The sequence below is a fragment of the Candidatus Lokiarchaeum ossiferum genome (genome assembly GCA_025839675.1).
Taxonomy (GTDB): domain Archaea; phylum Asgardarchaeota; class Lokiarchaeia; order Sigyniarchaeales; family Promethearchaeaceae; genus Lokiarchaeum; species Lokiarchaeum ossiferum.
Window position 1 is genome coordinate 4093885 of record CP104013.1, and the last position, 16429, is coordinate 4110313.

The window sequence follows — 16429 nt, forward strand, 5'->3', positions numbered from 1 at the left end:
TAACTTCAATACAGATTTATAAACATTCCGTTTCACACGAGAACTATTGGAAGATAGATAAAAAATGTTGTCCCCCGATTTAGTTCTGATTCAAATGTGAGATATCCATTGTGATTTTTTATGATGGAATAGCATGATGTCAGTCCTAAACCCGACCCTGTCGCTTTTGTTGTGAAATATGGATCAAAAATCCTTTTTTGTTCCTCGGGGGAGATTCCAATGCCCATGTCCTTAATTTTAATTAATGCATATTCACCTTCTGGGATGGGAAAATAGTTATTTTTATCTATTGTAACTCTTTCTGTACTTAAAGTTATCATTCCACCATTTTCCATCGCTTGAATTGCATTGATGAGTATGTTATTTAAGACTTGGTAAATTTGCCCTTCATCAAATGATATTTGAGGAAGATTTTCACATAAGTTAATTTCACTTTGAATATTTGTTCCTCGCAAGACAAAATGTGCTGATTTAACGACAAGGTCTTCAAGTGAACTAACATTTTTTATCGGGGTTCCTCCCTTGGAAAAGCTTAGCAATTGTTGAGTTAGATTTCTGGCTTGTAGAGTCGCATTTTCTAAATCATTAATGATTTCAATTTTTTCTTGTTCATCTGATTCAATTTGGAGTAGATTAATATTGCCGAGTATTGCTGATAATATATTGTTAAAGTCGTGAGCGATACCTCCCGCAAGTAATGAGATGGACTCGACTCGTTCATTACGATGAGACTCCGCTGAAATTTTTCGTAGTTCTGTTACATCTCGCAATATTGCTTGAATCCGATGAGGTTGATTATCCTTATAAATGATGTTTGAAGATACTTCCATATTGCAAATGGAGCCATCTTTTCTGATCATATCTACCGAATATCTGGTTTTTTTCTTTTTTCCTTGAATCTTTGCCAAGGCTTGTTGATCAGTGAAATTTCGATGTTTTTCAGAAACAAAATCATTGCTATTTTTTCCTATCATTTCTTTTTGTGAATATTGGAGAATATTATTGCAGGCAGGATTTATTGAGATTATAATACCTTCCAAAGTGAGTAGAACAATTATATCCTGCGCATTTTCAATCATTTGCTCAAATAAAATATCCTGTTGCTTTTTTGCTTCTTCAATTCGTCGTAATTTTGTAATATCTAAAGAAATGGTCAATTCACGTTTGTTGTCGATGAAAATATCTTGATTGATTATGTATTTTTTACTTCCATCTTTGCAATTCACCAATCTTTCACGAATTCGAGCATTATTTAAATCCAAATATTCACGTTGATTTCTAATTTTTTCAAAGTAGGCTGGATCGGGATAGGCAAGTCTCCCCCAATCATCGTTAGACTTGATATCTTCCTGTGTATAACCAAACATTTTTGAAAAAGCGGGATTTATATATTCAACAACATCTTCTTTATCCGTAAGTACGATGGGAAGTGGAAATTCTTCTATCATTTTATGTAAATATGCCTCAGTCAATGACGTTTTCATTTCAATTTCCAGTAATAGCGCAGGATCAATGAAAAAGAAGATTGTAAATTCTTTGAAAATTTCCACATTTTGAATAATAAAATTCCGAATTCTTTGATCTTTACAGCGAATTTTGAGAATTTTTAACTTATTATGAGGTGGTTTGTATTTCTGTGAATGTTTAAATGCCTTAATGTCACTATTTTGCTCTAATAAAGCGATGGAATTCCATGTTTGAAGTATTGGAATATCATCTAATGAATACTTTATGACATTTGTGAAATGATGATTAATGAAAATACAGTGTTCCCCACTATCTACTATCAATATTGGGAAAGGGAGATCTTCACAAATTAATTTAATTTGTTTCATATTTTGATGATAATCTTCTATATCCATGCTCATCTTTCTAAAGCATGATTAACCTAAAAATTTTTTTTACTAGAACACGATCCCACTTGCTATTTATTTGAAAATTTATTATTGTAGGGATTCTTACTTTCTTCTTGTTTTTGTAAGGATTCTTCACGCGATTGCTTTAAATACACCATTTTGCCATATAATCGCTTCCATTTTTCCCGTTCAAATCCTGAATATCCTAAAATGAGAAATCCGATTACTGCAAAAACTGCTGAAATCCAACGGATATTTGCAAATACAAAATACACTATTACTCCAATGATTCCACATCCAATGGCCAAAAAAAAACTGGTTCGGTATTGTTTCATTCTTTGGTTATGGAATTTTTCCATATCGGCTTTGGAGACTTTAAGCAGTCTCTCAGTCAATTCTCTATCTGTCATTTTTCCTGTTAAACTCATGTTATATTCCTTCAATCGTTTCCTTTTCAATTTCGAATGTGTAAGTTATTTGTAAATAATGTATCATAAAAGCAACTGAGTCACTAAATTCAATCATACAGTAGTTAAATTTTTCATCATTTGCAGCACTGAAAGTTGATCTTACATCCCCTTTAATCGGTTCAATCTTCATTTCTCCTTTGAGATACATTAGCGAAATTTTTCCTAAAAAGTGTGGTTCTAGGGAGTTTTTCAGAATTGGGAAAAGTAAGCGTAATTTTTGAGTTCCTTCAGTTTTTACATACTCATGCACTTCTGCTGTACAATATTGAATTACTAGATTTGGAGATAATCTCATAAATGCATGCCATGTTGAAAATATATTGGGAGGAATCGAAATATTATCAATTTCTAAGTTCTTTGCAAATTTTTTCCCCTTCGGATTATAGAGATTAAATGAAATGTTATTTTGGGGATTTGGGTTCAAATTTCCAACAGTAATGAGCCGTTCTTCATTAGGGGCGAGGTTTTGGATTACCACACATTCTCCAGATGCAGAAACATTTTTTGTGGGAAAATTAATATCTTCAAATAATTTACTGAGCATATCTACCGAATCTATATGTGAAGAAACCATAATCCCTGAATGGATCACTTTTCCCATCTTATAATGCCGAGAAAAGGCATGAATTCTCTTTCCATCATCAGAATGTGCCAGTATTTGGGCATTTTGGATGAATTCTAAGTTGTATGAATATAACTTATTTATATGGAGGATCGTTTCTGAATGTTCTCTACCAATCCAAATAACATCAGTTATATTCAATTCTTCTTTTGCCTTGGCAAAATAGAGGGAATACAGTGTTCGATCTTCCTCAAAATACTCGTTATACATCGGAATATCACCAAATGAAATAATTTTTCCTCCATTTTCTACATATTCTTGGAGTAAAACCATTGTTTCATGTTCCATCCAACCTAAGTAATACAACATAATGTAGGGTTTCTCTGCCATTTCAACCCCAGTAATTTGATGCAGATCAATAACATCATAATGAATGAAATATTTCGTGAGTAATTGTAAATAGTTTTTGTAGTTTATTTTGAGTTGTTCATAATCCATAGAGAACCCAAAATTCAAGGAATTAAAAATATCGCCTTTTGATTTTAATCTTGTATATGGATGATAATAAGCAACGCTGAGAGCATCATAGGATTTTACTAATGACCGGATGACATTTTCATTTGTTTTGATGAAATTGTGTAGTTTTTTAACTTCTAAACTTCGAGCTATTTGAATTGGTCCATTAAGAGTACTATCATTCTTTATATTTGAAGAAATGGCTCTAATTCCATGGGCTAATGATAATTGAAATAATGTATGTGTATTCAATTGTTTATAGGGGCGCTTTTCCGAGTATTCTTGAAATTTGGCAATAAACGGAGGGTTGTGAAAATGACTTTTTAACCATTCAATATGCCAACTTGTAAAACAATTCACATTCACTTGGGAATGAAAAACTTCTGGAAGAAAATTAAATCCGATGACGACATTAGAGCCTTCGTATAATACATTATTATGAGTCAATTGATGTTGGGTATTTATTGGTGATTTGTAAGAATTGATATTCAAATAAATTGGAATAAAAATTTCATTATCTCGCACAAATTCAACCAAAATACTAATAAATTCTGAAATAACCCATTCTTTAAATTCTAACCAATCTAAAAATGGAAGGAGTTCGAAAGAATATTCATGTGTGTAGTTTTGTTTTGGGGGGTAAGGTGGATTTATCTCTTCAAAGGTAAGGTAGTGTTCTCCATAAATCTCGTTTAATGCTTGAACAAGGAGATATTTCTTTTTAAGAAAGTTTTGGTAGAATTCATTATAAATCGGATGAAAACCGAAAGAAAAGTATTGGCTTTCCACGTTGAAAGTGAATTCATCATCAATTTGATATAAAATGATATTACCTTGAGGAAATTGATACTTCTGGACAAATCGATTGATTATTTCGTACCAAGTTTTGACTTTTTCCATATATTTAGGATGGAGAGGGGCAACAATCGGTTTTTTATTTTCCCCAAAAACAGCTTGGGTTCCATTTACATCAAGATCAATTATTTCAGGATAGTTAGTAAATAACCACTTGGGAAGATATTCGAATTTTCCATGGTGTGTATTTCTTGGCCCTGGTCGAATCAAGATATACATTTCATTTGCTTTACAAATATCAAAAAGTTGAGCAATATTTTTTTTTGGGGAATTAAAATCGATCTTTCCTTCTTCAGTCTCATGAAAAGCCCATGGAATAAATATCGAAATTGCATTATAGCCACCATTTTTAAGTTTAGATATATTTTCTTGCCATAAATCTGCGCTTATCTCGTAATAATGCATTTCTGCGGAGAGAAGAAAGACTGGTTTTCCCCCAATATAAATAGTTTTTTGCGAAACTTCAACAATCGATTCATCCATTGATTATTTTATTTAATGATTTTCCGATTCTAAAAAGCTTTGGGAATGAATTCAAATAGATCACACAAAAATTCTTATGATTTAACATCAATAAAAAAAATATGCCTCGAAAGATTATTGCGATTGCGAAAGGTGATGGAGTAGGACCAGAAGTTGTCAATGAAGGAATTAAAATATTGAAACTTCTCGAAAAATATTCTGATTATTCTTTTGATTTTGTAGAAACTCCCTTGGGTGGACAAGTATTAAAAGATACAGGCACGAACCTTCCCACAAAATCATTTGATTTGATGAAAACTAGTGATGCGATTCTATTTGGGGCTATTGGTCTTCCTGATCTGCCATTAGGAGTCGCTGAAACAGCGATTCTAAAAATTCGCCATGGTTTAAATCAGTATGTAAATCTTCGACCTGCAAAATTGTATGAGCCCTTACGGGATAAATGTCCTTTGAAAGAAGAATATATACAAAATGGAATTGATATTACCACTATTCGGGAAAATACTGAGGGTTTATATGCAAAAATTGGAAAAAAGGATATCAATTCTGCAGAGAATCTTATGCGATACTCACGAACAGCGGTAGAACGTCTGATAAAATATGGTTTTGAGTATGCTATGCGAAAAGGACATTCTGAAGTCATAAGTGTTGATAAGGCTAATTTATTAGAATGTAGTCAGTTTTGGCGAGAGATTTATCAAGACATTGGTCAAAATTATCCCTCCTTGACTCAAAAGAATTTTTATGTGGATGCCTTTTGTCAATGGTTGATACGAAAACCTTATACTGTACAGACAGTAGTTACCGAGAATATGTTCGGGGATATTATCAGTGATGAAGCAGCATACTTGATTGGATCTTTGGGGATGGCTGCCAGTGGCAATATTAATCCAGATGGTATTTCAATGTATGAACCAATCCATGGCTCTGCCCCTGATATTGCAGGACAAGGAATCGCTAATCCTATTGGGACAATATTATCAGTGAAGTTAATGTTGGAAGAATCCTTTCAGGATGATCATTTAGGAACTTTGATAGAAGATTCAATAGTGGAAAGTTTGGGCATTGGAAGGACTTTAGACATTTTGCCTCTCGTTTATTCCGCTAATTCTCATTTTAAAACTTTAAATACCCAAGAAATGGGAGATTTAATCCTCGCTCTTCTACAAAAACGTTTAAAGGTTTAAAAAAACAAGTAGATGATAAGTAAATGCCACCTACAACTATTCGATTTTATTGCGATATATGTAAGAAAACCGTCTCCGTCGCGCTCCCTGAAGATTTTTGCAACGATTTCAAGAAATCCGCCGATAAATGGCCTTATCCTTTAGTTTATCCTCATGAAGGTCACTATGCGATTGTGTATCTTGATGAAGATATGAAGGAACGGGGAGTAAATGTCTCCCGAATGGTATTTAAAGAAAATTAGAAAGAAGATTTACGGAAAAAAGAAAAACACTTCTTATTTTTTAAGTAATTTTTCAATTTCATCAATTCGATATCTTGTTTTTTTGGAATCGCTCTCGAGTTTTTTCAGTTGTTTTTCATAGTTCTTCTGAGTTAAATTTCCTGAGGCAAATTTCTTTTCAACAAATGCACTTAGATTGCGAATACTATTAAGTTTATTCTCTAAACTTTCATGTTCGGCTTTTAATTCTTCCTTGGTTTTTTGGGTCGCTGGAGGTACAGTTTTTTTGGGTTTCACTTCTATAGGATCTGTGCTGGTGGGTTCAATTCTAGAAGAATAATCAGAAGGTGCTGAAATAGATTGATTTTGGTCTGCTACATAACTAGGCTCCAAATTTGGAGGTGGTGCTAAAGTTGGAGGCGGATTAAAATTTGCGGGAGTTGCATTTTTTGTTTCGTTGTCACCCAATGATGAAATACTTGCCATAATATTATCCAGAGGATTATTTCCAGAGGATACTTGTGTAGGGGATGTTTGAGGTGGTTGAGCTGCCGGAGGTTCAGAATACGTCTGAGTGTGAATTAAATCCTCTTCTTTTGCAATTACAACTCGCATCAAATTTGCCATATTCGTTTGTAAATTATCAAATTCAGAGAGCATTCGTTCTTTAAATGATATCATTTCCGTTAACATATCTTCAAAGGCTTTAAACAACTCTTCATCGGTTTTAATTTTGACTGTCGAAGAATATGTAATTTCTGGAATAGTTGTGTGAATCGCAGGTCTTCCTTGATCATTTCTACTTGCATCTGGGATCCCATCTTCTGCAGTAACATTTAATTGGGATTGAGAATCAATTTGGGTTCGTTTAGAGGTTCTTAACCAAGAAAAGACATTCATTGCTAATTGAGAATGACTTCCATAATTTATTCCTCCCATGATTTTATCCCTGAACATTTCATAACTTCCTATGGATACTATTCTCCCTTCCCCTAATTCACACGCCAACATCAAAGGACTTTCAAAAGGCTCTGCATTTGGACCAGATGAAAATACAGGTGTGACTGTCGCACTTGAAATTGTTAAACTACAGCCTGCGCGAAAACAAATATCTGATATTCCCTCTGTAATTGGGTGGGGAAATCCAAAATCTGTAATAGTAGGAAGGTTTTCAACCCCTAAGTTACTTGCTTTATCTAATACTTGGTTATTTTCAAAAATCATTCCAAATTCTTCTGCGAGTTCGCTTAAATTGGATCTCCGCCCTTTATCTCCACCAGCATGGCTTAAAAGTAATAAACTTCCTCCTTTTTTAACCCATTTCTTGATAGATTCTATTTCCTGCCTACTTAATCGAGAATTATCAGGACACGCAAAAACAACAATATCATAAGGTGATAAATTTTCTGTTGTAATTGGAAATTCTGCATAATTTTCGCATTTATACCCATTTGAATCCAATAATTCAGCAAGTTTGGAGAGTGAATTTGTAATTTTTCCTCTTTCTTTATGAGCTTGATCAAAGCCAATAACAAATGATTGGGACATCTATAAGCAAATAAATGTCTTAGAAGCAAATAAATGTTTTTTGGAAAGAAAAAAAAAACCAAAACTGAAGTAAAAAGAAAAATTCGTTAAATTAGAGTTCCAATAAAAAGGAATTATCTCCTAAAGTAATATTATCCTTGATGATTGAATCAATCTTGACATTATCTCCAATAATCGACATTTTGGATATTATGCGTTGTAAAGTGCAATTATCTCCAATAACAATATTTTCTAAATTACAATCTTCAATTGTACAATTTTTTCCTATACTGACAAATGGACCAATTACTGAACGGATAATTTGACTATTTTTACCAATAGCGCAAGGAGAAGTGATCACTGAATCTTCAATTTTCTTGATAGATCCTTTTAGATGTGCGTTGTGGGCTTCTAATAATATTCGATTTGCTTGTAAAAGTGCTTCTGGCCTCCCAAAATCTAAAATCCCGTCCATAAAAGGTTCACTCTTTATTTTAAATCCTTCTTCAACCAATTGTTGAAGTCCGGGAGTAAATTGAAATTCTATTTTTTTCTTCTTCCCCTCTTTAATTGCTTGAAGATGAGCTTGATATTGTTGATCTAAGATGGCATACAACCGTTTCATGGTTTTTGCTTTGAAGGCATACACTCCTGAAATGGCTTGAGTCGAAGTAGTATGTTTGGGTTTTTCAACCATTGAGTGTATAATATTATCTTCGTCCGTTTCTACAATACCATAAAATTGTGTTTTTTCTGGAGAAACAATCATTGTTCCTAAGACTCCATCCACATTTGGGTCGTCTAATGCATCAAGGATGAATTGATAATCTTTTACAGGTATCATATCTGATAAAAAGACTAAACAATAGTCTTCTTTTGATTTATCGGTTGGAACGTCTGGTGTATTCTCGTACCATTCCTTTGAAAGGAGAATTGCTTGCCCCAATCCACCAAAAAAGGGTACATCACCTTGATATCCTGCAGGTGTCTGTTCTACATAACCTAAAGCAAAGTCTTCCGAATAATGTTTTTCAAGATAATCTTTGATCTGGACACTTTTATACCCCGTAATTAGACATATTGGTGTTTTTTTGGGTAGGGATGCGCCTATTTTATTTAAAATATGATCTACCCCGCGAGATCCGCCAATCTGTACAAATGCTTTCGGTTTACTAAACGAAAATGGTCGTAGTCGCATTCCTACGCCCGCTATTGGTAAAACTAATTTCATTACGTTTGATCATATTTTTGAAAACTTATGAATCTTATTTGTTAGGGAAAAAATGTTATATAAAACGATTTCATATAATAGACTTAAGTGAATTAAATGGTAGACATACGAATCGGGAAACTTCGGATACGAAATTTAGAAATATTTACCTTGTGTATTTTAGGTCTTATTTACGCTCTAGTAATTATAATTAAGCCAGACACCTTAATTTATGATTGGGTTGCGGCTCTTTCGGGTTCTATTCGAAATATTGCTACGGGAACATCTAATTCTATTTTAGCATCCTTTCTAATTTCATTAGGTGGCAATAGCTCGGTTTTAATTGTAGTTCCATATGCTCTGGTGATTTATCTACTTTCAGTTCAGAATCCTACGAGTTGGGTCTGGATAACTCTTGCGAGCGGTATTGGTGCCGCCCTGGGAGAAATTGTTAGTTATTATGTTGGCCGTTTGATTAGTAAATCTGATAAAATGAGAACCTCCGAAGTTGGCGAAAAATTTCACCGCATGAAGGTTCAATTTGAAAAAAATCCGAAAACTGTTCCTTGGACCGTTTTTTTATTTGCTTTAACTCCCTTGCCAGATGATATAATTTTAGTTCCTCTGGGAATGATGGAATATGATTATAAACGCACGATTTTTCCTTGTATGGTTGGGAAAACAATTCTTTGTGGTATAATTTGTCTTATGGGGTATTTTGTGGGGGCCTATATAAATTTCATGGATGATTTGGTTGAACTCTATCCTATCGCTGGAGTCTTATACTTTGTAATTCCTTCAGAAGGAGTTAATCCTCGGGCAGACCTTATTTCCTTTAGTTTTGTGTTTATCTTCGTTTATTTAGTTGCCCGAATTAATCTTGAAGGTTTTATTAAACGAAGGAGTAAGGTAAGAAAACATTTTCAAGCAATGCTCTTAGAAGGAGATAATAAAACACTTCCTGAGTTGGCTGAGATGTATGATGTTGTTAATTATGAAGCTTTTGAGAAACATATGATTGCACTGGCTGATAAATCCCCCAATATCACTTTCCATGATTCCACCTACCATTTTGATGCTATTGCTAATAAAAAATCTAAAATCGATCATCAAAATTCCAATTATCATATCGATGCTATTTATGATAAATCCATGGCATATTCACAGAGCATGGAATTCATTGATTTCTTCTTTTCAACTGAATCAAGGGCCCTAACAGATGACGAAATCCCAAAAGACAATGATTCTAGTCAAAAGGGAGGTCAAGCTGAGGGAGAACAAAAAGTATAAATTTCCGATTTCTTTTTTTCACCTTAGACATTTATGCAAAAACCAAAGTCTATTATTTTTAATCCTCGTGGAAAGGTTATTATCCTTTCCATTATCAGTTTTGCTATTTTAGGATCTTTGATCCAACCAACCCTTGTTTGTGCTGCCGAAGAAGTTTCAATGAGCATTTCAAAAACCATGGGATCAGATTTCGGTCAAAAAATTAATGGCAAGTTTAGAATACGTGGAACCGGAAGTGCTGGAATTACGTCCTTGGATCTGTATTTTAATGGAACATTAGTTGCTAATGAAGATACCAATGCTCTTGATTTTAACTTTGATACTGATGATTATTCCTTGGGAATGATGAATATCACCTTGATTGGTAAAGATGCTTCTGGAAACATCTATAGCGATCAGAAGGATAAGGAATTTGTTTCATCTGCAATCAATTTAATTCTGATTCCCATTTTTCTTTTGGCCATAGGGGGCACAATTGGAGCTAAATATTATCAAAATAAGAAACAGAATAAGAAAAAGGAAGTTAATTTGGATAAAACTAAGCAAAATGTAAAAATCAAAATAGATAAAGATTTCATGTAATTCACTTCTTTTTAATTTTTATCTGTACAAGTAAATACATCTTTTTTCTTTTTTTTCTGAGCAAAATCTTAATTTGAAAAGATTTAAAGATATGTTAATTATGATAACCAAGCATTTTAGCCAAATTCTGTCTTTTCTTGAATTGAAGACTCTCAAAAGATTCAAACCCTAGTCTTTAATAAATTCTCTACCTTGTTATCCTTGTGAATAGGCGTTCATATCGCTATCTGATTTATTTTTTGTTTGTATCTACTTGCCTTTTTCCGTTTGTTACAAAGGAAAGTATGGGTTCTCCAGGAGAAGATAATGAAGAGGGCGCACATTCCGATGGTTGGTATTCGATCTTTACCAACTCTTCCCGGTCTTTGGATATTATTCCCGAAGAACATATTTTCATAGATATTTTGGTTAAGGGACCTGGCGTTATTTTAAAATTCCACCCGGATGTTCTTGAAAATCAATTTTTCACAGTTTATCCTGCCCCAATTATTACAGATGGATCGGATTTTGATTCTGCTCCTGAAATGGATGAAATTGCAGTTGTGTTTGAATTCATTGCTCCTAAAAAAGCAGGAGTATATGAAATTTTAATTTATGGAAGAAGTCCCGAGGGTCCAGGAAAACCTTACATTGCAGACTTAAATTTCACAATCAATGTTGGTTTTGCCCAAGAATCAAATTCTTGGTTTAAGATCGATATTTTTAATCATCTTAATATGTATTTAGGATCAGTCGCTATGATCTCCTTTATTTCTGGAACCATTATCATCAAAGTTCAAAAACGCAAGACATATTTGCATGGAATCTTAATGAGTACTGCATTGGTTGCCACATCAATAAATGTTGCCTTTATCCTTAAAGATTGCTTCCGAATTATGGGAAAATGGATTGCTTATGATTATTTTGATTGGATTTATCTCCTCCATTTCATCCCTGGGATTATCGGTTTTGGTGCCTTTTTCGTGGCCTATATGAAAGGGTTGGCAGGTTATCGAAATAAAAAGAGTGGATATCTTGCATTAGGGTGTTGGGTATTGAATTTTATATTTGGGATCATTGTTTGGGGGGTAAATTGGTGAAATTTCCTTCCAATAAAAGCAAAAATGTGCAAAAATATATCTCCGCATTAATGGAGAATGGTATTATTGCATTTTCAAATAAACTTGGAGATCGAATTGCTGTAAGTGGTGATTTAAGTGGATCTTCTTTTCATCATCATCAATGGAAAAGAAAATTTATTGCTGATCTTGTGATTTGGCCGAAATCTGTTTCTCAAATCCAATTTATTGTCGAACTTGCTGAAAAATTGAACTTATCTTTAACTGTTCGGGGCGGGGGATGTAATTATTTTGGATCTACGCATCCTTTTAATGGGGGAATTATTTTGGATCTGAAACGAATGAATCAGTTCCATTTCAATCTTGAAGCTAAAACAATGACAGTTGAAGCGGGATCTGTGATTTCTACCGTTATGGATTATTTAAATCGCCATTCTTTTCAATTATGTGTGTATCCAACTAGTTCTCTTAGTGCCACTTTTGCAGGATGGCTGTCAACAGGGGGTTCCATTGGCATTGGATCCTCAAGTTATGGAGAATTTCTTTCTCAAATTGAGAAATTGGCGGTTATATCTCCTACCGGAAAAATAATTGAAGTTTCTACTAAGGAAGAAATATCTTTATATGTCGGGAGCTTAGGATTGTTCGGAATTATTACTTCTATCACATTCCGAGTTGTTCCTCAATTTTCCCTCTTTCCCTATTATCTTCAAGTCGAAAGTTTAACTACGTTAAACTCCACTTTAAGTAAGATAGCGGAATTGGAAGATGTATATTTTTGTTTTTTCAGCAATTTCGGTCTTCATAGTCTACGAAATTTGCATGAAGTCCAATCGGGGAATGTTCCATTTTACATTTTGCTTGTGACTCGCACCCTATTAAATTCTGCTGATGAATTCTTTGATCAAGCTGAAATAACTCACTATTCTAAGATTTTGGCCCAAGAAGTTTGGCAAAATCGCTTTAAGTTTGAACTTGCTCCAAAAAGAGGGAATACGGTACTGATTTCCCAACATTATAAGGTTTCAATAGAACTATTAATCCAAGTATTAAAAAAAGCCAATTTTAAATTTAAGAAGGCTCAAATTAGGTCGTTTTATTCTGGAATAGTTGTTTCACCAGAACAAATTCGTCTTTCAATATCAATCCCAAGCACAGGGGATTTATTTGATCATCTGCTTCCAAGTAAAGCGATTTTACATAGTCTTACTAACTATATATATCAAAACAATGGATGTTTGTACACTTTAGGTTTACTGAATTTTATCTATGGGCAAAAATTTGAGAGTTCCCAATTGAAACTCTTGAAAAAACGAAAAAAGGCGCTTGATCCATCGTCTCGGTTGAATCCGGGAAAACTTACTTATGGAACTGCCACTTATTTTCGAATGCAAATTCTGTTTGGATTGAATTCATTTTGGCGAAGACACCTGCGAGGGGGAAGAAAATCAAGGGAACGAAAATGTAACCTCGAAACAAAGGAAATTCAATCCCCTGGAATTTTCGATCTTTGCTCTTCCTGTGGGTTTTGCCGCAATAAATGTCCTGCATATCTAGTTGATCCAAATGAAATCTATTCTCCCTCTGGACGATTTCGACTCGTTTCTACGATGATAGAAGAGAAAATAAATCCTTTTCCATTTGAATTTATCGATTCTCTGTTTCGGTGTACTACTTGTCAGGCGTGTGAGAAGATTTGTCCCTTGGAAATTCCTATTGTGAATATTGTTGAATATTTGCGAGCAAAAATTAATTCTTCTTCCAAGTAATCTTTTTTATCTATTTTAAACCATAGGTTTAATTTTACAAAAGGCAAATAGAATTATGGACGATACATCTTTTAATAATTCTCTTTCTCTCTCTTCTCCTAAACAAATAACAAATTTACCTCCCAAAACTTGGACTGTTGTGACACTATTGAGTATTGCGGGGCAAATTGCATGGGCTGTAGAAAATTCTTGGTTCAATGTTTTTGTGTTTGATGAAATCACTACTAGTCCTACACCTATTGCATGGATGGTAGCTGTCAGTGCTGTTGTGGCTACTTTAACTACCATTATTTTTGGAGCAGTAAGTGATAGATCAAAATCGAAAATGGGGCGACGTAAACCCTTTATTCTCTTTGGCTATATAATTTGGGGAATCATTACGGCTTTGTTTCCCACAGTAGAATTAATTCAAAATGTGGGAGTTGCGGTTGTGATGGTTGTCATTATGGACGGAATCATGACTTTCTTCGGATCAATGGCCAATGATGCTGCTTTTAATGCTTGGACTACCGATATCACTGATACAACTAATCGCGGGAGGCTTCAGGGAGTCCTTCAAATGTCAACCCTTATTGCCAATTTGATTGCTATTGGTGCATCAGGTTTTGTAATTGAAACTTGGGGATATTTCGTCTTCTTTTATGTATTAGGTGGATTTGTGACCGTTATTGGTCTCATTGCTGGAATCATGATCCAAGATCCCCCTATTATAGCAAATAATTCTTCTGAAAACAACCCTAAATTTTTCGAAGATTTAATCCATACTTTTAAACCATCAACAGTTAAACAAAATCCCGTTCTTTATATCTTACTTGTTCATCTTGGATTGGTAGGAATTGCTGCGCAAATATCCTCACCCTATACATTTGTATATCTTGAAAATTTCTTAGATTTTGATAAAGGGCAAGTAAGTATTATTGGAGGTGCTGTCATCTTGGTGGCAGCCATCGTTTCCATTATCTATGGTTTCAATTCTCATCGATTACCGCGAAAACCCGTATTAATGCTTACAATTGTGCTCAATGCTATTTTTGGGATTATTTTCTATTTCGTCACGTCTTTTATCTCAGTCATTTTTGTATACGCTGTAATCTTATCGTTATCTATGGTTAATAGCATAGTGCTGTTCTCTTGGATTCAAGATTTATATCCCGTAGAAGATCGAGGAAAATTCCAAGGAATCCGTATGGTCTTCTTTGTGGCGATTCCCATGGTCTTTGGCCCGATTATTGGAAGTAATGTGATCAAATTTTATGGCGAACCGATTATGGACGGCACGACGATATCTGGGTATGTTCCTTCCCCTGAAATTTTTCTGTATTCTGGTATCATTTCACTTTTAGCCCTTATTCCACTCTTCTTCATTTCAAAATTCAGTAAGAAGATTACTGATGAAGAGGAATTTGTTCATTAACTTCTTCTTTTCTAATCTAATATTTTTTTCTTTTGTAAATTTCGATTTTAAATACAATCTTAACCAACTATAATTAATAGGTTGCAACAACCAACTATCCTTCTTTACAATGAGGTAATCATATGTCTGAATCCATTCAAGAAAAACAACCCCTAGCAAAATCAAAAGTGTTTACCCTTAATCGAGATCCCATTTTCTGGCGAGATTTAAGTTTCTATTTCTTTGTGTACTTCACTCAAGCAATAATTTCCTACTTTACTCTCTATTTTGCGTCAGAACTTTATCGGGATGAATTGAGTTATGATTTCAATCAAATTAGCTGGATTATATTGTTAACTTATCTCCCCTTACTTTTTAAACCCAAGTTCTCAAAAATATTTACGAATAAGCCCTCAACTTATTTAAAATACACCGTAATTTTAGGAATTATTCTTAATTTTATTGGGTTTATCATTATCAGCCTAGATATAGTTTATTCAACAATTCTATTATATATTCCTGTAATATTTATTGCTTTAACTGGTTCCGTGTTAATTGATTCTACCGCTGATACTGTGTTTGTCTTAAAATATAAAGAACAAACATCGTTATTATCTTGGATTCAACAAATTGGAAGCATCCTTGGCTCTTTAATTTCAACCATAATTTATGCAAATACTGTTGGAACAAATGCAATAAGAAAGGATTGGGGAATTTTTCTTTTTATCATGAGTTTCGTAATGTTTCCTTTAGTGGGATGGCTTTTTTTTAAAGATATGTTCAAAAGTAAAATAATTAGTGCTGACTCCAATAAGATCACAAATTTAAAAGACAAACAATATCCAGATTTTAAAAATATAATAAAAACTCTATCTTTCAAGGAAAAAAAAGTGATAAAACTCTTTATCTTCTTACTTATCGGCTTAAACGCGAGTTATTTGGTTGGAACTCTAAATGAGACCATAATAATAGATCGATTTGGTACTGGTGGCTTTACTTCTTTCTCAGAATATTGGGCTGTAATTGGATCTACCGTAAAACTGGTCTTCTTAGTTTTATTAGTCTTCTTTCTTCCTCTTATTAGAAAAAAAGCGTTTTTTATCATTGTCTGCACAGGAATATATTCAATAGTATATTTATCCTTAATACCGATATTATCATTGACAGGAATTGGAATTTTATATGTTATATATTCTCCTCTTGGTTTAATTTTTGGAATTGCATGGATTGCTTTAATGATTGAGCTCACTCCGAAACAATTTACTGCATGGTGGTACCAAATATTTGCACTAGTGGTACTGTTAACTCGAATTATTTTCGAATTTGTTGGATTACGAATAGCTCATAAGCTCGGTGCAGCCCCTCTGTTTTATGCGGCTGCCGTTTTAATTCTCATAACTCTGCCAATCTTAATCAAAGTCATGAAATTGAAATCCCTACCAGAGTAAAC

General features: G+C 33.7%; 13 protein-coding genes. 8 read left to right on the forward strand and 5 right to left on the reverse strand.

From position 1 onward, the window contains the following. Nucleotides 1-32: 32 nt before the first annotated feature. From NEF87_RS17375 to NEF87_RS17385, 3 genes are all read right to left on the reverse strand, one after another. On the reverse strand, nucleotides 33-1862 hold the full coding sequence (locus tag NEF87_RS17375; RefSeq protein ID WP_457916837.1) for a PAS domain-containing sensor histidine kinase: 1830 nt from the start codon (nucleotides 1860-1862) through the stop codon (nucleotides 33-35). A 62-nt stretch (nucleotides 1863-1924) separates the two neighbouring features. Further along, nucleotides 1925-2284 (reverse strand): hypothetical protein, encoded by a 360-nt coding sequence (locus tag NEF87_RS17380; protein ID WP_371802707.1) that lies wholly within the window; start codon nucleotides 2282-2284, stop codon nucleotides 1925-1927. A 1-nt stretch (nucleotide 2285) separates the two neighbouring features. After that, nucleotides 2286-4742, reverse strand: coding sequence for a beta-galactosidase (locus tag NEF87_RS17385; protein WP_457916838.1), 2457 nt, complete (start codon nucleotides 4740-4742; stop codon nucleotides 2286-2288). 101 nt (nucleotides 4743-4843) lie between these two features. Here NEF87_RS17385 and NEF87_RS17390 point away from each other — a divergent pair, with 101 nt between their 5' ends. Both NEF87_RS17390 and NEF87_RS17395 read left to right on the forward strand, forming a co-directional pair. Continuing rightward, a complete protein-coding gene (locus tag NEF87_RS17390) occupies nucleotides 4844-5929 on the forward strand; it encodes an isocitrate/isopropylmalate dehydrogenase family protein (protein WP_457916839.1) in 1086 nt (361 codons plus the stop codon). Nucleotides 5930-5952: 23 nt separating this feature from the next. After that, nucleotides 5953-6171: a hypothetical protein gene (locus NEF87_RS17395; protein ID WP_457916840.1), complete on the forward strand. Its 219-nt coding sequence runs from the start codon at nucleotides 5953-5955 to the stop codon at nucleotides 6169-6171. A 33-nt stretch (nucleotides 6172-6204) separates the two neighbouring features. On the opposite strand, the gene NEF87_RS17400 is transcribed toward NEF87_RS17395, so the two are convergent. After that, nucleotides 6205-7698, reverse strand: a complete 1494-nt coding sequence (locus NEF87_RS17400) for a hypothetical protein (protein ID WP_457916841.1) — start codon at nucleotides 7696-7698, stop codon at nucleotides 6205-6207. 91 nt (nucleotides 7699-7789) lie between these two features. Next, on the reverse strand, nucleotides 7790-8908 hold the full coding sequence (locus NEF87_RS17405; RefSeq protein WP_457916842.1) for a sugar phosphate nucleotidyltransferase: 1119 nt from the start codon (nucleotides 8906-8908) through the stop codon (nucleotides 7790-7792). Nucleotides 8909-9004: 96 nt separating this feature from the next. Here NEF87_RS17405 and NEF87_RS17410 point away from each other — a divergent pair, with 96 nt between their 5' ends. The 6 genes from NEF87_RS17410 (at nucleotide 9005) to NEF87_RS17435 (ending at nucleotide 16427) form a co-directional block, all read left to right on the forward strand. Further along, nucleotides 9005-10177: a YqaA family protein gene (locus NEF87_RS17410; protein ID WP_457916843.1), complete on the forward strand. Its 1173-nt coding sequence runs from the start codon at nucleotides 9005-9007 to the stop codon at nucleotides 10175-10177. A gap of 33 nt (nucleotides 10178-10210) precedes the next feature. Then, complete coding sequence (locus NEF87_RS17415) at nucleotides 10211-10759, forward strand: hypothetical protein (protein ID WP_457916844.1); 549 nt, start codon at nucleotides 10211-10213, stop codon at nucleotides 10757-10759. A gap of 284 nt (nucleotides 10760-11043) precedes the next feature. Continuing rightward, nucleotides 11044-11838: a hypothetical protein gene (locus NEF87_RS17420; protein WP_457916845.1), complete on the forward strand. Its 795-nt coding sequence runs from the start codon at nucleotides 11044-11046 to the stop codon at nucleotides 11836-11838. Then, nucleotides 11835-13586, forward strand: a complete 1752-nt coding sequence (locus tag NEF87_RS17425; RefSeq protein WP_457916846.1) for an FAD-binding protein — start codon at nucleotides 11835-11837, stop codon at nucleotides 13584-13586. Before NEF87_RS17420 ends, NEF87_RS17425 begins: the two co-directional genes overlap by 4 nt. A 55-nt stretch (nucleotides 13587-13641) precedes the next feature. Then, complete coding sequence (locus NEF87_RS17430) at nucleotides 13642-15000, forward strand: MFS transporter (protein ID WP_457916847.1); 1359 nt, start codon at nucleotides 13642-13644, stop codon at nucleotides 14998-15000. 122 nt (nucleotides 15001-15122) lie between these two features. Next, nucleotides 15123-16427 (forward strand): hypothetical protein, encoded by a 1305-nt coding sequence (locus tag NEF87_RS17435; protein ID WP_457916848.1) that lies wholly within the window; start codon nucleotides 15123-15125, stop codon nucleotides 16425-16427. Nucleotides 16428-16429: the final 2 nt, after the last annotated feature.